Source organism: Peterkaempfera podocarpi, from assembly GCF_042466665.1.
GTDB classification, from domain to species: Bacteria; Actinomycetota; Actinomycetes; order Streptomycetales; family Streptomycetaceae; genus Peterkaempfera; species Peterkaempfera podocarpi.
The window spans coordinates 3,461,993-3,480,545 of record NZ_CP162102.1; the positions used below are offsets into that span (position 1 = coordinate 3,461,993).

Annotated in this window: 12 protein-coding genes; 1 reads left to right on the forward strand and 11 read right to left on the reverse strand. The window is 73.5% G+C overall.

Features of this window, described 5'->3' with window-relative positions; translation table 11 throughout:
• Window positions 1–19 precede the first annotated feature (19 nt).
• From AB0761_RS15060 to AB0761_RS15070, 3 genes are all read right to left on the reverse strand, one after another.
• Window positions 20–808: a hypothetical protein gene (locus AB0761_RS15060; RefSeq protein ID WP_377269508.1), complete on the reverse strand. Its 789-nt coding sequence runs from the start codon at window positions 806–808 to the stop codon at window positions 20–22.
• A gap of 107 nt (window positions 809–915) precedes the next feature.
• Window positions 916–4,548, reverse strand: a complete 3,633-nt coding sequence (locus AB0761_RS15065) for an ATP-dependent helicase (protein ID WP_377274114.1) — start codon at window positions 4,546–4,548, stop codon at window positions 916–918.
• A 188-nt stretch (window positions 4,549–4,736) separates the two neighbouring features.
• The gene (locus AB0761_RS15070; protein ID WP_377274116.1) at window positions 4,737–5,117 is read right to left on the reverse strand and encodes an MGMT family protein; all 381 of its coding nucleotides are present in this window, start codon (window positions 5,115–5,117) and stop codon (window positions 4,737–4,739) included.
• Window positions 5,118–5,251: 134 nt separating this feature from the next.
• Between AB0761_RS15070 and AB0761_RS15075 the strand changes: the two genes are divergently transcribed.
• A complete protein-coding gene (locus AB0761_RS15075; protein WP_377269509.1) occupies window positions 5,252–7,849 on the forward strand; it encodes a lysylphosphatidylglycerol synthase domain-containing protein in 2,598 nt (865 codons plus the stop codon).
• 24 nt (window positions 7,850–7,873) lie between these two features.
• Here AB0761_RS15075 and AB0761_RS15080 read toward each other — a convergent pair whose 3' ends face one another.
• The 8 genes from AB0761_RS15080 to AB0761_RS15115 form a co-directional block, all read right to left on the reverse strand.
• Window positions 7,874–9,037 carry a hypothetical protein gene (locus AB0761_RS15080; protein ID WP_377269510.1) on the reverse strand — a complete coding sequence of 388 codons (1,164 nt, stop codon included), beginning with the start codon at window positions 9,035–9,037 and terminating at the stop codon, window positions 7,874–7,876.
• Window positions 9,038–9,146: 109 nt separating this feature from the next.
• A complete protein-coding gene (gene moeZ, locus AB0761_RS15085) occupies window positions 9,147–10,325 on the reverse strand; it encodes an adenylyltransferase/sulfurtransferase MoeZ (RefSeq protein ID WP_377269511.1) in 1,179 nt (392 codons plus the stop codon).
• 455 nt (window positions 10,326–10,780) lie between these two features.
• Window positions 10,781–11,743 carry an NAD-dependent epimerase/dehydratase family protein gene (locus AB0761_RS15090; protein ID WP_377269513.1) on the reverse strand — a complete coding sequence of 321 codons (963 nt, stop codon included), beginning with the start codon at window positions 11,741–11,743 and terminating at the stop codon, window positions 10,781–10,783.
• Complete coding sequence (locus AB0761_RS15095) at window positions 11,740–12,861, reverse strand: hypothetical protein (protein ID WP_377269514.1); 1,122 nt, start codon at window positions 12,859–12,861, stop codon at window positions 11,740–11,742. The genes AB0761_RS15090 and AB0761_RS15095 overlap by 4 nt, the downstream gene beginning before the upstream one ends.
• Before the next feature lie 85 nt (window positions 12,862–12,946).
• A complete protein-coding gene (locus tag AB0761_RS15100; RefSeq protein ID WP_377269515.1) occupies window positions 12,947–14,398 on the reverse strand; it encodes a DUF3492 domain-containing protein in 1,452 nt (483 codons plus the stop codon).
• 355 nt (window positions 14,399–14,753) lie between these two features.
• The gene (locus AB0761_RS15105) at window positions 14,754–16,583 is read right to left on the reverse strand and encodes an ABC transporter ATP-binding protein (protein WP_377269516.1); all 1,830 of its coding nucleotides are present in this window, start codon (window positions 16,581–16,583) and stop codon (window positions 14,754–14,756) included.
• The gene (locus AB0761_RS15110) at window positions 16,580–17,569 is read right to left on the reverse strand and encodes an ABC transporter permease (RefSeq protein ID WP_377269517.1); all 990 of its coding nucleotides are present in this window, start codon (window positions 17,567–17,569) and stop codon (window positions 16,580–16,582) included. Before AB0761_RS15110 ends, AB0761_RS15105 begins: the two co-directional genes overlap by 4 nt.
• A gap of 6 nt (window positions 17,570–17,575) precedes the next feature.
• On the reverse strand, window positions 17,576–18,553 hold the full coding sequence (locus tag AB0761_RS15115) for an ABC transporter permease (RefSeq protein WP_377269518.1): 978 nt from the start codon (window positions 18,551–18,553) through the stop codon (window positions 17,576–17,578).

An 18,553-nucleotide genomic window follows, 5' to 3' on the forward strand; every position in this document is an offset into this window, starting at 1 on the left:
GGGGCGACCGCCATGGGCCCTACAGCTTGGACGAGTCGATGACCAGGCTCGCCGGCGGGACGGTGACATTCACGGGCTCGCCGAACCCGCTGAAGAGCACCGTTCCACTGTCCGAGCCGGTGTGCACCATCTTGACCGGGTAGGGGGTGCCCTCGGCGGCAACATAGATGGTGGTCATCCCACCGTCCTCAGAAACCTTGATGACGGCCGTCCGCTGACCGCCGACGGTCGCGACGCCGGCCTTGGCGGCCTTGCTCGAGCCGCCCTGGGTGATCCCCTTGGCGAACTCGTCGAGGTCGCAGAGGGAGGCCATGTCCTTGACGCTCGCACCCTTGAGGTACTTGCCCGCCATCAGCTTGGCACCCTCCGCACCGGCCATCCCCTTGAGGAAGACCTCATCGGGCTTGATCCAGACCTGCCCGCCGGACTCCAGGACCACCATCGAGCCCTGCGAACCCATCGTCATCCGGGCAATGCAGTGTCCCTTCCTGTCCAGCGACACCTTTCCCCTGACCTGGTCACCGCCGCTGGTGGAGACGACGTCCATGGTCAGCGACGGGGCGGCCAGCAGTGCGGCCTTCGCCTTGTCCGAGATCTGCTTGGCCGACAGGGTCTCGATGCCCGGGGTCTGCTCGCTGCTCGCGGACGGACTCGGCGACGGGCTCGCCGACAGGCTGGACGACGCGCTCGCCGATCCACTCGCCGGAGCCGACGCGGAGTCGCCCTTCTTGTCGCTGGTGCATCCCGTCAGCCCGGCCACGGCAGCAGCGCAGACAAGGGTGCCTATCAGCAGTCGGGTGGTGCGCATCTGTGGTGCTCCTGGTTCTGCCGGCGGTCGCGGGCATAAGAATTGCGTAAGTATCGCGAGACGCTAGCAGCTACCGCCGACAGGACCATCGGACGGCCGGAGGAGGGTCACTCCACGATCTGGCGTCCCTCGGGCCGGGCGGAGCAGCTGCGGGTGAAGGCGCAGCGGTCGCAGCCGGAGCCGGTGGTGGGGACGAACCGCTCGTCCAGCACCCGGCCTGCGGCCTCGGCGAGCAGCTGCTCGATCCAGGGCTCCGCGGGCAGCGCCTCCTGACCCTGCACCTTGGGCTGGTCGCCGCCCTTCTGGGGGGTGCGCAGCTGGACCAGCTCGGCTCCGCCGGGCCGGGCCGGCGCGCCGTCGGCGAAGCCGGGCAGGCCGTCCAGCGCGCCCTCGCGCACAGCCAGCTGGTACACGGCCAGCTGCGGATGCTCGGCAACCTCCGCGGCGGTGGGGACGCTCTTGCCGGTCTTGAAGTCCACCACATAGGCCAGCCCCGCGGCGTCCCGCTCCACCCGGTCCATGGAGCCGCGGATCTCCACGGCACGGTCGCCGATCTTGAGGGTGACGTCGAAGGGGTGCTCGGTGGCCACCGGCTGCCTGCCCCGCTCCAGGGTGTGCCAGTGCAGGAAGCGCTCCAGCGCCGCCCGCGCCTCCCGTCGCTCCTGCTCGGACTTCCACGGTGCGTCGAAGGCCAGCGCGTCCCACACGCCGTCCAGCCGCTCCATCAGCACGGCGAGATCGGCCGGGGTACGGCCGGAGCCCACCTCGTCGGCCAGCACATGCAGGACGTTGCCGAAGCCCTGGGCGGCGGAGGAGGTGGTGCGGGCGCGCACCTCGCGGTCCAGGAACCACTGCAGCGAGCAGTCATGGAGCTGTTCCACCGAACTGCCGGAGAGCTGGACCGGCCGGTCCGGCTCGCGCAGCGGCAGCTCGGCCGCGGTCGGCTCGGCCATGCCCCACCAGCGGTCCGGGTGGGCGGAGGGAACCAGGGGGGTGCCGTCCTCTCCCTCCGCGCCGGCCAGCAGCGCCAGCCGCTCGGCCGCGGCCTGCCGCAGCTCCGGGCTCGCGCCGGCGTCCACGCTGGTGGCGCGCAGCTCGGCGACCAGGGCGGGGACGGACAGGGGGCGGCGCGGCCGGTGGGTGACCTCCTCGACGCGGGCCGGCGGCACCCTGCGCAGCACCCGGCCCTGCCGGTCGGTCTCCTCCCGGTAGAGCTCGCGCAGAAAGCGGGACGGCTCGTCGCCGTCCTCGGACTGCGCCTTGACGGCGGTGACCACCAGCCGCTCCCGGGCCCGGGTCACCGCCACATAGAACAGCCGCCGCTCCTCGGCGAGCAGGGCGCCCGGTGTGAGGGGCTCGGCCAGGCCGTCCCGGCCGATGCGGTCCGCCTCCAGCAGCGAGCCGCGGCGCCGCAGGTCCGGCCAGAGACCGTCCTGGACGCCGGCCACCACCACCAGCTGCCACTCCAGCCCCTTGGCACGGTGCGCGGTCATCAGCCGCACCGCGTCCGGGCGGACCGCCCGGACGGCCAGGGTGTCCGCGGCGATGTCCTGGGCGTCCAGCTCCTCCAGGAAGTTCAGTGCGCCGCGGTGCCCGACGCGCTCCTCGGCGCGGGCGGCGGTCTCGAACAGTGCGCAGAGCGCGTCCAGGTCCCGGTCGGCGTTGCGGCCTGCCGGACCGCCCCGCAGCGCCGCCCGCTCCAGCCGGTCCTGCCAGCGGCTGCTGCCCTCCCACAACGCCCAGAGGGCCTCCTCGGCGGAGACGCCGCCGGCCAGCATCTCGCGCACCTTGCGCAGCAGCACCCCGAGCTCCCTGGGGCGGCGGGCGTACGCCGGGTCCAGCGCCACCAGCCGCTCGGGCTCTGCCAGGGCCTCGCGGATCAGCTCCGCCGCCGGGCGTACGGCGGTGGGTGCGGCGTCGCCGCCGCGCAGCGCCGCGCGCTCCTCCTCGCGCAGGGCACGGCCGAGACGGCGCAGATCGGAGCCGTCCAGACCGCCGAGCGGGCCGGTCAGCAGGGTGTGTGCGATCTCTGCGGTGAGCGGGTCCGGGTCATGGGCGGGGACGGCCGCCGCGGCGACCGCGCCGGTACCGGAGCCGGGGTCGGAGTCGGGGTCGGTCGCGGTGTCGGGGCCGGTCGCGGTGTCGGGGCCGGTCGCGGTGTCGGGGCCGGTCGCGGTGTCGGGGCCGGGGCCGGTCGCGGGGTCACCACCGGTCCCGGGGGCGGCCTCGCCGTCGGTGTCGTCGTCGGCTGCCGCGCCGGCGCGGCCGCTCCACAGCGGAGCGGGCCTGGCACGGGCCGCGCCCAGGGCCGCCACCCGCAGGGCCAGCAGCAGCGGGGCCACGGCCGGCTCGTCGCGCAGCGGGAGGTCGTCGCCGTCGGTCTCCAGCGGCACACCGGCGGCGGCCAGCGCCCTGCGCACACCCGGTATGGAGCGGCCGCCTGCCCTGACCAGGACGGCCATCCCGCCCCAGGGGACCCCGTCCTCCAGGTGGGCGCGGCGCAGCAGGTCGGCGATGCCGTCCAGCTCGGCGCCGGGGGTGGGATAGGTGAGGACCTCCACCCTGCCGCCGTCCCTGACGGCACCCGGCGAGCGATGGGCGGCGAGTGCCGCCGCGGGCAGCCTGCCGACCGGCATCCGGCGGGCGACCTCGCGGGAGGCGGCGAGCAGCGCCGAACCCGCACGGCGGGAGACCCGCAGCACCTTCACCTCGGCCGGGCTGCCGTCGGCCTTGGGGAAGACGGCGGGGAAGTCGAGGATGCCGTTGATGTCGGCGCCCCGGAACGCATAGATCGACTGGTCGGGGTCGCCGACCGCCACCAGGTCCCGCCCGTCGCCGGCGATGGCCCGCAGCAGCCGCACCTGGGAGGGGTCGGTGTCCTGGTACTCGTCGACGAAGACCACCTCGTAGCGGGCGCGCAGCTCGGCGGCGACCTCCGGCCGCTCCGCCAGCAGCACCGCCCGGTGCACCAGCTCCGCGTAGTCCAGCACACCCTGCATGTCCAGGACGTCCAGGTAGTCGGCGTAGAAATGGGCGGCCGCGGCCCAGTCGGGACGGCCGTCACGTGCGGCGAACCGCCGGAGCTCCGCCGGGTCCAGCGCCAGCTCCCGGCTGCGGGCCAGCACCGCCCGCACCTCGTCGGCGAACCCACGGGTGGTGAGGCAGGCCCGCAGCTCCCCGGGCCAGGTGAGCCGGCCCCTGCCGTGCCGGGCGTCCTCCGCGTCGCCCGCCAGCAGCTCGCGCACCATCACATCCTGCTCGGGACCGGAGAGCAGCCGCAGCGGGTCGGCGAAGAGGTCGGGGTCCTGATGGGCGCGGACCAGGGCGTAGCAGAACGAGTGGAAGGTGGTCGCCTGCGGCGTGGCACCGCTGCCGCCCAGCCTGGCTGCCATCCGGTCGCGCAGCTCCACCGCGGCCTTGCGGCTGAAGGTGAGCACCAGGATCCGCTCCGGGTGGGTGCCCCGGGCGATCCGGCCGGCCACCGCCTCCACCAGCGTGGTCGTCTTGCCCGTGCCCGGCCCGGCCAGCATCAGAAGCGGCCCGCCGGCATGGTCGGCCACCGCCTGCTGGTACGCGTCGAGCACGGGCGGCACCGGTGGCTCCAGCGGGGTGCGCACCAGACGGAAGGGAGAGGCGGGAGAGGACAAGAGCGGTTCCTGTGGGGCTGCGAAACGTGCGTACGGACCCCGAACCGGGGCCGGGCGTGACGGATGGGGCGGGCTCCGCCCCGTGTGCCGCATCCGGTCCCTGGGGATCCGCACGGCTCGAGCCTACGATCCTCCCCCGTCATTCACGGATGCGTGAGCCCTTCCGGGAAACACTCACCCGTTCGAGAGGGCGTGCGTACACTCCCCCCCGCGCGCCCCCTGCATCAGCGCGCCGCCACCCCGCCGGGCACGGTGCGCGGGACCCTGGCCGGGTGTTCCGGTCACCGCCCATCCCATCGGGCCCGTGCCATGTCCAGTCTGGGAAGGTCCTCCGCCGCCGCCGAGCCCCGGGCGGGCCCCCGGCCCCGGGAGTGCCGCAGCGGCGTGCCCTCCTCGCGGTAGTGCGCCAGCGCGCGCTGCTCATGGCCGGGCAGCAGCGCACCGTCCGCGCGCACCACCCGCCACCAGGGGACCGCGCCGCCGTAGAGCGCCATCACCCGGCCCACCTGCCGGGGGCCGCCGTGCTCCAGGAACTCGGCGACGTCCCCGTACGTCATCACCCTGCCGGGTGGAATGCGCTCGGCGAGGTCCAGCACCTGCTCCGCGAACGGCGGGATCTCCGCCCCCCTGCCCTCGCTCGCATCGTCCGTCACCCGGGCGATTCTGCCGCACCGCGGCGGCCGTCACCGGCGACGCGAGATACGTCACAGGCGCGCGACGCCCCCCGCCCTGCATACGCCGTCCAGGCATGCCACCATCTTCGGGGCGGTGACTGGTGATACGAGGACATGAGCAGATGACGGGCACGACCGGCGACAAGGCCGGCAGGGGGACGGCCGAGCCCCGCGAAGCTATGCCCGCACACCCTGATCCGGCGAAGATCTCCCTGGTCAAGGCCGGTACGCCGCCCCGGGCCACAGGCTCGCACATCTCCGTCGACGAGCCGCTGCTCGCCGCCCGGGTGCACCGTCCCTCGGACCTGATCCGCTTTGCCGCCGGGCTGCTGGGCGTCATCGCGGTCTTCGTGCTCGCGAACATCGCCCAGAACACCACCACCGGCATCGAGAACGACATCACCGTCGGCGCCACCAAGGTCCCCGGCTTCTTCACCAATGTGGCGGGCTTTGTCTCCAGCGTCGCCGTGCTGGTGGTGCCGGTCGCCTTCGCCATCGAGCGGCTGATCAAACGCGACGGACTGCGGGTCGCCGACGGGGTGCTGGCCGCCGTCCTGGCCCACGGGCTGTCGCTCGGGGTCGACCTGTGGGTGGCGGAGGCCGCCAGCGACAACATCCGCAACGCCCTCACCCGTATCCCCCAGCCCGGCGGCGGCCTCACCGACCCGGTGCACGGCTATCTCGCCCCCGTCATCGCCTATATGACCGCCGTCGGCATGGCCAGCCGCCCCCGCTGGAGGGTCGCACTGTGGGCGGTGGTCGTCCTCAGCGGCGGCACCGAACTCATCAGCGGCTACACCACCCCCCTCTCCCTGGTCCTCACCGTGCTGCTCGGCTGGACGATCGCCTACGGCACTCTCTACGCCATCGGCTCGCCGAACGTTCGACCCACCGGGGAGAGCCTGCTCGTCGGGCTGCACAAGGTCGGCTTCTCCCCGCTCAGCGCCCACCGGGCACCGGACGCCCCGGGCGGCACCCGCCGCTACTACGTGGTGCAGGCCGACGCCCCTCCACTGGACGTCCATGTCATCGACCGCGAACAGCAGGCCTCCGGGTTCTTCTACCGGCTGTGGCGGCGGCTCCAGCTGCGGTCGGTGGCGGTGCGGCGCAGCCCCCAGTCGCTGCGCGAAGCCCTGGAGCGGGAGGCGCTGATCGCCTATGCGGCCTCCGCGTCGGGCGCCCTCGCCCCCCAGCTGGTGGCCACCTCGGAACTCGGTCCCGACGCCGTCATCCTGGTCTACGACCACATCGACGGCCGCACCCTGGACGAACTGCACGACCACGAGGTCACCGAAGCGCTGATGGTCTCCATCTGGGAGTCCGTCCGCGCACTGCACGACCGGCGGATCGCCCACCGCAGGCTCACCGGCGAGTCGCTGCTCTGCACCGGTCACGACACCGGCCGGCTGGTCAATCTCTCCGGCGGCGACATCGCCGCCGGAGACCTGACCCTGCGCATGGACCTGGCGCAGCTGCTCACCACCTTCTCCCTGCGCGTCGGCGCCGAACGGGCCGTGGCGGTGGCCGCCCAGGTACTCGGCCCCAAGCGGGTGGCCTCCGCGCTGCCGCTGCTGCAGCCCGTCGGCCTCAGCCGGACCACCAGGACGGACCTGCGCCAGTCCAACCGGGAGCGCAAGAGCCAGGCGCAGTCGCTGGCCGACGCCCAGGTCGCCTCCGGTGAGAAGACCCGGGCCGATGCCAACGAGGAGCTGGCCGCCACCAGCTTCGACCTGCTGGCACAGATCCGCGAGCAGATCCTGGAGATGGTCCCGGAAGCCCCGGTCACCCCGGTCAGACTGCAGCGGCTCAAGCCGAAGACGCTGGTCAGCGTGGCCGCCGGAACCTTTGCGATCTACTATCTGCTCGCCAAGTTCCCGGCCACCCAGATCGACTTCACGGATATGAACTGGGCCTGGGTGCTGGTGGCCCTCGCCGCCGAGATCCTGAGCTTTGTGGCCGCCTCCATGAGCCTGATCGGCTTTGTCTCCGAACGGCTGTCCTTCCGCAACACCCTGCTGGCGCAGGTCGCGAGTTCCTTTGTGCGCCTGGTGGCTCCGGCCGCGGTCGGCGGTGTGGCGCTCAACACCCGCTTCCTGCAGAAGTCCGGTATCCGGCCGGTGCAGGCGGTGGCCAGCGTCGGCGCCTCCCAGCTGGCCACCCTGGCCTCGCACATCCTGCTGCTGCTGACCTTCGGCTACATCAGCGGCACGGAGCAGGGCAGGGACCTCTCGCCGTCCAGGACGGTCATCGCCGGGCTGCTGACGGCGGCTGTGCTGATACTCGTGGTCGCGGCCGTGCCGCCGCTCCGGCGCTTTGTGCTGACCCGGCTGCGTTCACTGCTCGCCGGCGTCGTCCCCCGGATGCTCGACCTGCTGCAGCGGCCGTCGAAGCTGGTGACCGGCCTGGGCGGCATCGTGCTGATCAATATCGCCTTTGTGACGTGTCTGTACACATCGGTCAGGGCGTTCGGCGGCACCCCCGGGATCGCCTCGGTCACCGTGGTCTTCCTCACCGCCAACGCGGTCGGCTCCGCCGTACCGACGCCGGGCGGGGTCGGCGCGATCGAGCCCGCTCTCATCGGCGCGCTCGTGGGGCTCGCCGGAGTCCCCATCCAGATCGCCACCCCGGCGGTGCTGCTCTATCGCATCTTCACGCTCTGGCTGCCGCTGCTGCCCGGCTGGGTCTGCTTCGGCCATCTCCAACGCCGGGGACTGCTGTGACCGGCCGGCAGGTCCGGCACCCGCTCACGGCGGACCGGAACCGTTGAGCCACAGCGCCCCGTAGCCGGCCGAGGCCAGCGCCACAACGGTGAGGACCAGTGCGGACCTCCGCGGGCGGAGCCGGGCCAGCGCCAGGGCCAACGGGAGCAGCAGCGGAAACGCCGGCATCAGCAGTCGGGGCTTGGAGCCGAAGTAGCCGGCGCCGGTCAGCGCCAGCGCGAGGACGGCAGCGGTGTAGGCGGGCAGCGGCAGCGGCTGGCCCTGGCGGACGCCGCGCAGAAAGAGCCAGAGCAGCAGCGCCACTGCGGCCAGCAGAGCGATGCCGCTCACAAAGGGGGGCGCGGAGAGCTGCCTGCCGACGAAGCGGGCGAAGGCCGCGCCACCGTCGAAGCCATTGCCCCAGCCGGCCTGCACATCCGGATATCCGGTGGGGCTGCCGGTCCGTACACCCACCCAGGCCACATAGCCCAGCCAGCCGAGCGGAGCCAGCACAACCCCGGGCAGCATCCAGCGGTCGGACCGCCAGGCGGCACGGTCGCGATACAGGGCCAGCGCGGCGGCCGCCCACACTGCCGCAACCACGGCGGCGCCCACCGGCCGGGTCAGCCCGGCGAGGGCGGCGAGGGTGCCCGCCCACACCCAGCGTCCGGTGAGCACTGCATACAGGGCCCAGGCGGCGAGGGCCGTGAAGAGCGACTCGGTGTAGGCCATCGACTGGACGACACCGGTGGGCAGCACCGCCCAGAGCGCCACCAGGAGGATCCCGGTGCGGCGGCCGTGCAGCCGGTCGCCGACCGCGAAGATCCCCCAGGCGGCGGCCAGCGAGGCGAGCCAGCTCACCGCGAGGCCGGCGTCGGCCGTGCTCAGCGGGGTGAGCGCGGCAAGGGAGTGCTCCAGCCAGGGCAGCAGGGGGAAGAAGGCCAGGTCGGAGTGGACCCGGCCACCCGGGAGGTGAAGGGTGTAGCCGTAGCCGTGCTCGGCGATCCGCTGGTACCAGAGCGAGTCCCACCGCCCCGAGAGCAGCTTGTGCGCGCTCTTGCCCACCGCCTGCGCCCAGACCGCCAGCACCGCCACCCCGAGCAGCCGGACCGCCGCGAAGACCAGCAGTGCGGGGGCGGCGCGACGCACCGCCGACCCGGGTCGCGAGGGGCTTCCGGGTGGGGCTTCGGGGAGCGCGGTCGCAGTCACCGGCCCGATTATCCCGCACCCCGGAACGGCCGAGGGCCCGCCCTCCCCGGGTGCGGGGAGGGCGGGCCCTGGCCATCGCACCGGGCTGCGGCCCGGTGCGGCGGGATGCTCAGTAGATGGGCTTCTCCGGCTCGATCTGGTTGACCCAGCCCACCACACCGCCGCCGACGTGCACAGCGTCGGAGAAGCCGGCCGCCTTCAGCACGGCCAGCACCTCGGCGGAGCGGACGCCGGTCTTGCAGTGCAGGACGATCTTCTTGTCCTGCGGCAGGTCCTGGAGGGCGTTGCCCATCAGGAACTCGTTCTTGGGGATCAACCGGGCGCCCGGGATGGAGACAATCTCGTACTCATTGGGCTCGCGGACATCGATGATGTCGATGTTCTCGCCCTCGTCGATCCACTCCTTGAGCTGCTTGGGAGTGATCGTCGAACCGAGGACGGCCTCCTGGGCCTCCTCGGACACCACACCGCAGAACGCCTCGTAGTCGATCAGCTCGGTGACGGTGGGGTTCTCCCCGCAGAGCGCGCAGTCGGGGTCCTTGCGGACCTTGACCGTGCGGTACTGCATCTCCAGGGCGTCGTAGATCATCAGCCGGCCGACCAGCGGCTCTCCGACACCGGCCAGCAGCTTGATCGCCTCGGTGACCTGGATCGAACCGATGGAGGCGCAGAGCACGCCCAGCACGCCGCCCTCGGCGCAGGAGGGGACCATGCCCGGCGGCGGGGCCTCCGGGTAGAGGCAGCGGTAGCAGGGACCGTGCTCGGCCCAGAAGACGCTGGCCTGCCCGTCGAAGCGGTAGATGGAGCCCCAGACGTAGGGCTTGCCCAGCAGCACCGCGGCGTCGTTCACCAGGTAGCGGGTGGCGAAGTTGTCGGTGCCGTCGACGATCAGGTCGTACTGGGCGAAGATCTCCATGACATTGGAGGTGTCCAGCCGCTCCTGATGGAGGTTCACCTGCACCAGCGGGTTGATCTCCTTGACCGAGTCGCGCGCCGACTCGGCCTTGGGCCGGCCGATGTCCGACTGCCCGTGGATCACCTGGCGCTGGAGGTTCGACTCGTCGACGACGTCGAACTCGATGATGCCCAGGGTGCCCACACCTGCCGCGGCCAGGTAGAGCAGCGCAGGCGAACCCAGACCGCCGGCGCCGACGCAGAGCACCTTGGCGTTCTTCAGCCGCTTCTGCCCGTCCATCCCGACGTCGGGGATGATCAGGTGGCGGGAGTACCTGCGGACCTCGTCGACGGTGAGCTCGGCAGCCGGCTCGACCAGGGGTGGCAGCGACACGGGGACTCCGATGGTCGTCAGTTCGTCTGTTCTCCTGCTCAACAGTGTCATGCGGACCCTTATTCCGAGACACCAGGTCCGAAGAGCGAGACACCGGACGTCGGATCGTGGGACCGGCTCCGCCGCCGTTGGCCCCCGCTGCCCGGGAACCGGCGGCCGGACGGAGCGAGGGGGCCGACCTGCGACGGCTGGGCCGTCCTCGTCCGACAGCTCGCCGCCGGGCGGTCCAGGAGCTCAGGCGGTCCAGAGGCTCGGGAGGTCCAAGAACGCGGGCGGTCCACAGCTCGGACAGCCGTCAGCTCGGACAGCCGTCAGCACGCACAGCCGTCAGCACGCACAGCCGTCAGCTCCGACGATGCGCGGCTCAGCCAACCAACCGCACAGCCAACGGCTAAGGCACCGACGGCTCGAGCCATCCGCAGCTCAGGCCATCCGCAGCTCGGGCGATCCCGGGCTCAGACGCGGCAGGCGGTCTCGGTCCAGATGTCGGCCAGCGACTCCTCCAGGGGGATACGAGCCCGCCAGCCCAGGCGGTCGCGAGCCGTGCGGACGTCGGCCTGACGCCACAGCACCGGCTCCGGCAGCGGCCGGGGCTCGGCGGACCGGGAGTCCGCGCCCTGTGCGTCCCCGGTGGGGGCCGGGCCGGGAAGCGGCGGCAGCCCGGGGCGCCCCTCCTCCACCAGCCGGCCCTCGAATCCCGAGGCCCGGACCAGCAGCTGGGCAGCGTCCCGGACCCGCACCCCGGTACCGCTGCCGATATTGATCACCCCGGTGGCCGCCGAGACCGCAGCCGACTGGACGGCCCGGGCGATGTCCCGCACATCGATGAAATCCCGGAAGGGGGAGAGGTCACTGGTGCGCAGCTGCGGCTCGCCGCGCTCCAGGGCCCGCCGCAGCCCCTCGGCCAGCCGGCCGAAGAGCGAACCGGTGGGCGCTCCTGGGCCGACCGCGTCGAAGACCCGCAGCACCGTGGCGTCCAGCCCCGAGGAGAGCACCAGCTCGGTGCCCGCCAGTTTGCTCACCCCGTAGGGGCCTGTGGGCCGGGGCTCGGCGGTCTCCGGGACGGGGCTGCCGATGGTGGACGGCCCGTACTCGGCAGCGGAGCCCAGATGGACCAGCCGCGCGGGTTCATGGCTGCGCCGGACAGCCTCGCAGACGGTGGCGACCGCCACGGTGTTGCAGCGGACGAGGGCGCGCGGGCTGCCATAGGTGGCCCCCGCACAGTTGATGATCACCTTGGGCATCACCGCGTCCAGGAAGCGGGCGAGCGCACCCGGGCTGCCGGTGGACAGATCGAAGCGGATGTCCGCCGTGTCGCGCCGCCCGAGCACGGTGACCTGCAGGTCGGGGTCGGCGAGCAGTCGGTCGGCGACGCGGCGGCCGATAAAGCCGTCCGCGCCCAGCAGCAGCACCCTCATGAGGGGATTGGTCCTTCCTCGAGCGGAGCCCGGGCAGGGAAGCCGGGCTGAGCATGGGCCGATCGCCGGGGCAGGGGCGCCCCTCGGTGGGCCCCCGGGCGGGTGAGTACCGCCCAGGCGTACGGCAGCAGCAGGACCGCCGCGATGCCGCAGCCCGCCAGCTGCGCCAGCGCCGGATCATGGGCGAGCAGCGCCGCTCGGCCGGGGACGGCCGACGGCAGTACCCGGGCGGTGAGTAGCAGGCCCGCCCCGCAGACCGCGGCGGCGGCCCCGGCCGCCGCCGGGCCCGGGCGGCCGCAGCGGAGCAGCAGCACCACCAGGACCAGCAGCAGGGCGGCCGCCCCCTGCGCCCCCCATTGCAGGCCCCCGAGGGACTGGCCGCCTGCGGCCGGTGGCCGGACGGCGAGCACCGCCCTGGTGAGCAGTGCCACGGCTCCGAGGTGCAAGACCACCGCCACCGGCAGCACCGGCAGCATCCGCAGGCGGAACTCGCGGATCGTGGCGGCGGAGTCCAGATGGGTCGCACCGGAGTGGCGGAACCAGCGGGCACTCCATTCCGCCGCCCCCATGCCCACCGCCAGGGCGGCCGGCGCCACCGGGGTGACGGGGTCGCCGGAGCCCGCGAAGGGCAGCATCAGCGGCATCGTCAGTACGGCGCCCACCCCCGCCGCCGCGATCGGCCGGAGCACGGATGCGGCGGGAGCCGCACCCGGACTGCCCGGGCTCTGCCCGCCCTGCCAGCGACTGGTCTCCAGACAGGTGGCCGCGGACCAGAGCCCGGCAACGGCAGCGGCCGAGAGCAGCGCCCAGGGCGACGACTGCGGCGCCACGGCCCTGATGGCGGCGAAGGCTGCGCAGGGCAGCGCATAGAGCAGGGCGGCCAGCAGGCTGGCCCCGGCGCGGCGGCGCCATGGGCCGGCGGGTTCGGTGGGGCCGACCGGTCCGCTGCGCCGCGGCACTCTGGCGAAGAGCTCCTCGGCCAGCGAGAAGACATCGGAGTGGCGGCAGCGGGCGACCGCGGCGGGCCCGACCCCGGCCGCCTCCAGGCCGGCCGCGATCTCCAGCGGGTGGGTGGCGCGCTCGCACAGCTCACGATGACGCTCGATGAGCTCCCGCACCGGGTCTCCCCCGGCAGGCCGCGAGGATTGTCCGGTCATGTCGCCGCCACCCACGGGTCACCCGGGAAAGGACTCTGACACTGCATCAGGCCACCGTCCGCTCGGGGACCGGGTCCTCCGCCGCCCAGAACTCGGCAGGCCGCGAAAAGGGCTGGGCGGCTCTGCCGCCGGCGCTCGGGAAGGCCGGCCAGCGGGAGACCACATCGAGGTAGACGGAACGAAGCGCCTCGGCGGCACCCTCCGCGGAGTGGAGCTCCTGGACCCGCTGCCGGCCTGCCGTACCCAGCCGGGCGCGCCGCTCGGGGTCGCGGAGCAGGGCGACACAAGCCTCGGCCAGCGCGTGGGAGTCGCCGGGTGCAACCAGCAGCCCGGCAGGTCCCACGGTCTCCCGGGCCGCGCCCAGATCGCCCGCGATCACGGGCCTGCCGCTGAGCATTGCCTCGATCAGCGGCCCGGGATCGACAGGGGCGGGGAGCAGCAGCACACTGCCGGCGGCACACCCCCGCCGTGGGGCGGTCCGTGGGGCCCCGGGGGTCGACGGGGCCGCCGCCGCGGTGTCGTAGAGCTGCAGCTCCACCTCGGGGACCTCGGAGCGGACCAAGGCGAGCGCGGCGCGCACCGCCGCCGGATCGCACGCCTCCCCCGGGGTGCGGGCCCAGAGCAGGGTGAGGGCCTCCGGCTCGGGGAGAACCTCCTCCGGGCGGCCCGCCGGGGAGTCCGCCAGGCCCTCGCGGACCACCCTGATCCGCTCCGGCGGCGCTCCGCACCGCTCCAGCCACCAGCGGTCGTACTCACTGCCCGGGAGGACGAAAGCAGCCTGCCTGTAGGTCTCCTGGGCGAGCAGCCGGAGGAAGGACAACTCCAGGGCGCGGACGGGTCCGTGCTGCCGCTCGGCCCGGTGGTCGGCATAGCGCTGCCGCAGCGCCACCCGGTGGTCGCCGACCACGAAGGGGACCCCGTGCAGCCGCCGTGCGAGCAGTGCAGGCAGCGCCGCCGTGCCCCCGCCGACCAGATGGCAGATGTCGGTGGCCGGGGCGTCCACCCGGCACCAGGCTGCGGACAGCGGGCGCAGACAGCGCTCCAGTGCCTCGCCTGCGGCCAGCTGCTCCCGGACGGTGGACTCCGCCCCGCTTCCACCGGACTCCCGCCATGCCTGCTCCAGCACCTGCTGGGCGGCGTCGGAGGCCAGCAGGGCCGGCAGTGCGCCCGGCTCACAGGTGGCCTCCGCCAGGGCGTAGAGCGCGGTGGGGAAGCTGTCGCTCTCCCTGGGGTCGGCCAGCGCCCGCACCAGCGCGCCGTAGTACTGGAGGCAGCGGCTTCGGCGCCGCCCGCGCGGGCCCCGGCCGGACCGGCGGCGAGCGCCGCCGGTGTCATCGGCGGCGAACCGCTGAAAGGTGCACTCGGGGAGGGCACGCGCCAGCCAGTCGCACCACTGGTCGCTCCCCGGGACGCGGACCGGACCCGGAACGGGCCCGCCACTCATGGCATGCGGGTCGGCACTCTCGGTGAGCAGCGCGATGCGCACAACGACCTCCAAGGCACTCCTGGACGGCGACGGGACGGGGCGTCTGCATCTGCGCGGACACACCGCCGCGCTCTCCCAGGGGGCCACCGGCCCCGTACTCCACCACGCATGCCACGGAACCGCGGCAGGGCGCACCCCCGACGCCTGTTCGGTCCGACACCACGAAGGTAGGGCCGAGGACCGACAGCCCGTCGGTCATATGCGTGGTCGCCACCTGAAGGAGTGAATGACCGTAACCTGCCCCTCGGCCATGGCCTCCCGCGGCACTCACACAGCGGCAAAGGACGCCCCCAAGGCCTCCCCGAAGGCCTCTGCGAGGGGCGTCCCAAGGCTTGCTCCAGGAGAGCCGCGGCGCCGTCGTGCCCGGTCAGACCACCGCCAGCGGCTCCTCGCCGTCCCCGCTGCGGTCCAGGGCCCGCAGCGCCGCACGGGCCCTGCGGCGCATCGCGGCCTCGTCCGGGTCCAGCACCGGTACGGCGGCCAGCAGCCGCCGGGTGTAGGGGTGCTGCGGGGAGTCGTACACCGCGTCGGCGTCACCCTGCTCCACCACCCGGCCCCGGCGCATCACCGCCACCCGGTCGCTCACCTGCCGCACCACCGCCAGGTCATGGGCGATGAACACCAGCGCCAGACCGAACTCCTGCTGGAGTTCGCCGAGCAGCCGCACCACCTGCGCCTGGGTGGAGACGTCCAGCGCGGAGACCGGCTCGTCGCAGACGATCAGCCGGGGGCGGACGGCCAGCGCCCGGGCGATACCCACCCGCTGCCGCTGTCCGCCGGAGAACTCGTGCGGATAGCGGTCGTACCAGGCGGCCGGCAGCCCGACGCGCTCCAGCAGTCCCTGCACCTCGGAGCGGGCGGCGGCACCGCCGGTACCGCCGGCCAGCAGCGGCTCGGCGATGGAGTCGCCGATGGACCGCCGGGGATTGAGCGAGGAGACCGGGTCCTGGAAGACCATCTGGAGGTCGCGCCGCACCGGCCGCAGCTCCCGCTCCCCGGCTCTGGCGATGTCCCGGCCGTCGAACAGGATCCGCCCCGAGGTGGGCTCGGTCAGCCGCACCATCATCCGGCCCAGGGTCGTCTTGCCGCTGCCGCTCTCACCGACGATGCCCAGGGTCTCGCCCCGGCGGACCTCCAGGGTGACCCCGTCCACGGCGCGGTGCCCGGGCCGCCGGCCCAGCAGTCGGCCGAGGCCCCCGGACGGCGCTGCGGGCTGCTGCACCGAGGCACCGGCCTCCGCCGCCTCTCCCGGTGACTCCCCGGAGACGGAGACGGCGGAACCGGCGGCGGGACCGGAAACTGAGGCGGCCGCGGACGCGCTGCCGCGCGGCGCGGGGAAGTGGCGGTGCAGATCCTGGACGCGGAGCAGCACCTCGTCGGAGACCGGCAGGGCGGAGCGCCGCGCCTCCAGCCTCGGGACGGCTTCGATCAGGGCGCGGGTGTACGGCCGCTCGGGAGCGCGGAGCACGGATTCGACGCCCCCGTGCTCGACCGCCCGCCCGCCCTGCATCACCAGCACCCGGTCGGTGGCCCCGGCCACCACACCCAGGTCATGGGTGACCAGCAGCAGCGCCATGCCGGTCTGCTCCCGCAGGTCGTGCAGCAGGTCCAGGATCTGCGCCTGCACGGTGACGTCCAGCGCGGTGGTCGGCTCGTCCGCGACCAGCACCTCGGGTTCGCAGGACAGCGCCATGGCGATCAGGGCCCGCTGCCGCATACCGCCGGAGAACTCATGGGGGTGTGCGCCGGCCCGCCGGGCGGCGTCGGGGATGCCCACCCGGTCCAGCACCTCCACCGCGCGGGCACGGGCGGCCCGCCGGGAGGCCCCGGTGTGCACCCGGTGGACCTCGGCGATCTGGTCGCCGACGGACCAGTAAGGGTCCAGCGCCGAGAGCGGGTCCTGGAACACCATGGCGATCCGGTTGCCGCGCAGCCGCCGCAGTTCTGCGTCGGTAGCGGCGCCCAGATCGGTCCCGGCCACCCGCACGGTGCCGGAGACCTCGGCACCGGTGCCCCGGTGCATCCCCAACAGCGCGAAGGCGGCGGTGGACTTGCCGGAGCCGGACTCCCCGACCAGTCCCAGCGACTCCCCGGCCCGCAGCTCGAAGGAGAGCCCGTCCACGGCGGTCACCGCGCCGGTCTCCGTGGGGAAGGAGACCCGCAGATCGCGTACGTCCACCAGCAGTCGGTCGGTCATGCCAGGGCCACCCTCGGGTCGGCCACCGCGTAGAGCACATCCGCGACGGCATTGGCGAGCACGATGAAGAAGGCGGCGAAGAGGGTGACTCCGACCACCACCGGCAGGTCGATGTGGTTGACCGAGTCCACCAGCAGCCGGCCCAGGCCGTCGAAGCCGAAGACCGACTCGGTGAGGGTGGCGCCGCCCAGCATCCCGCCGACGTCGATGGCGAGCAGGGTGATCACCGGAGTGAGGGCGCCACGGAGGGCGTGCCCGGCCACCACACGCCGCTCGGAGAGCCCGTACGCCCGCCCGGTGCGGATGTGGTCCTCGGCCAGCGTCTCCAGCATCGAGCTACGGGTCATCCGGGCGTAGGCGGCGGCGGTGATCAGTGCCAGCGACAGCCAGGGCAGCACCAGGTTGGACGCCCACTGGGCGGGGCCGTCGCTGAACGGGACGTACTGCGGGAACGGCAGCCACCCCAGCCAGGAGCAGCAGAGCATCATCAGCAGCAGGCCGATCAGGAAGACCGGGGTGGACATGCCGGCCAGGGTGAGGCCGGTCAGCAGCCGCTCGGTGATCCCGCCGCGGCGCAGCGCGGAGAGCACACCGGTGCCGATCCCGACGACCAGCCAGATCACCATGGCGCCCAGGGTGAGCGAGACATCCACCGGCAGCCTGCTGGTGATCATGCCCAGCACCGGCTGGTCGGTCTGGAAGGAGTAGCCGAAGCACGGTGCGGCGCAGTGGGTGATGTCGGTGCCGGCGTCGTAGTCGCGGCCGGCCACCAGGCCCTGGAGGAAGTGCCAGTACTGCTGCCACAGCGGCAGGTCGGTGCCGAGCTTGTGGCGGACGACGGCCAGGCGCTCGCCGTCGCAGCCCTTGCCGCAGGCCAGGATGGCCGGGTCACCGGGGGTGGCGTAGAAGAGCAGGAAGACCACGGCTGAGAGCACCAGCAGCACCAGCAGGGTGCTGACGGAGCGTCGGAGGAGGAAGCGGAGCATCAGGGATCAGTCCTTGGCGCGGCGCCGGGTGCCCACCCGCAGCCGGGACGCGGCGCGCGGGTCCAGCGCGGTACGCAGCCCGTCTCCGAAGACGGTGAAGGCCAGCACGGTGACGAAGAGCAGTCCGGCGGGCAGCAGGACATAGGTCGGGTCCACCTCGTACCAGGTGGTGGCGGTGGAGAGCATCTGGCCCCAGGAGGGGGTGGGCGGCCGGACGCCGACGCCCAGGAAGGACAGGCCCGCCTCGGAGGCGACATTGACCGGCAGCCGCAGCAGCGCAAAGGTGATGACCGGTCCGGCGAGGCCGGGGAGGATCTCCCGGCGGGCGATCCGCCAGCGGCCGGAGCCGCCCAGCCTGGCCGCGGAGACATAGTCCAGGCCGCGCAGCGACAGCACCTGGGCGCGCACCACCCGGGCCGGCGAGCCCCAGCCGAGCACGCCGATCACCAGGGCCAGCAGCACCGGCCTGGGGAAGCTGTCCGGCACGATCGCCATCAGGGCGATGGCGAAGACCAGCTCGGGGAAGGCGATCACCAGGTCCATGGCGCGGCTGAGGACGGTGTCGGCCAGCCGGTTGCCCAGACCCGCCGCCAGCCCGATCAGGGTGCCGAGCACGATCTGCACCACGGTGGCGCCGACCGCCACGGCCAGCGACACCCGGGCGCCGTAGGCCAGCCGGGCGAAGACATCGCGGCCGTTGCCGGGCTCCACGCCCAGCCAGTGGTGCCCGCCGGCCCCGCCGAAGGAGCCGAAGGGCACGCCGCCGGTGGCGGAGTCGACGAGGTCGTTGTGGAAGCTGGTGGGGTCCTGTCCCTCCAGGCCGGCCAGCAGCGGAGCCGCCAGGGCGAACAGCACCAGCAGCGCGATCACGGCCAGCGCTGCCAGTGCGGCCCGGTTGCGGCGCAGCCGCCGCCAGACCTGGCCCCGCCGCCGGGGCTCGGCGGCCTCGGCGGCGGGGTGGGGGACCGTTGCGGTCTCGCTCAA

Coding starts and splice junctions, on each gene's coding strand:
- AB0761_RS15060 (WP_377269508.1), bottom strand. CDS start 808: ATGCGCACCACCCGACTGCTGATAGGCACCCTTGTCTGCGCTGCTGCC.
- AB0761_RS15065 (WP_377274114.1), bottom strand. CDS start 4,548: ATGCGGCACACGGGGCGGAGCCCGCCCCATCCGTCACGCCCGGCCCCG.
- AB0761_RS15075 (WP_377269509.1), top strand. CDS start 5,252: ATGACGGGCACGACCGGCGACAAGGCCGGCAGGGGGACGGCCGAGCCC.
- AB0761_RS15090 (WP_377269513.1), bottom strand. CDS start 11,743: ATGAGGGTGCTGCTGCTGGGCGCGGACGGCTTTATCGGCCGCCGCGTC.
- AB0761_RS15105 (WP_377269516.1), bottom strand. CDS start 16,583: ATGACCGACCGACTGCTGGTGGACGTACGCGATCTGCGGGTCTCCTTC.
- AB0761_RS15110 (WP_377269517.1), bottom strand. CDS start 17,569: ATGCTCCGCTTCCTCCTCCGACGCTCCGTCAGCACCCTGCTGGTGCTG.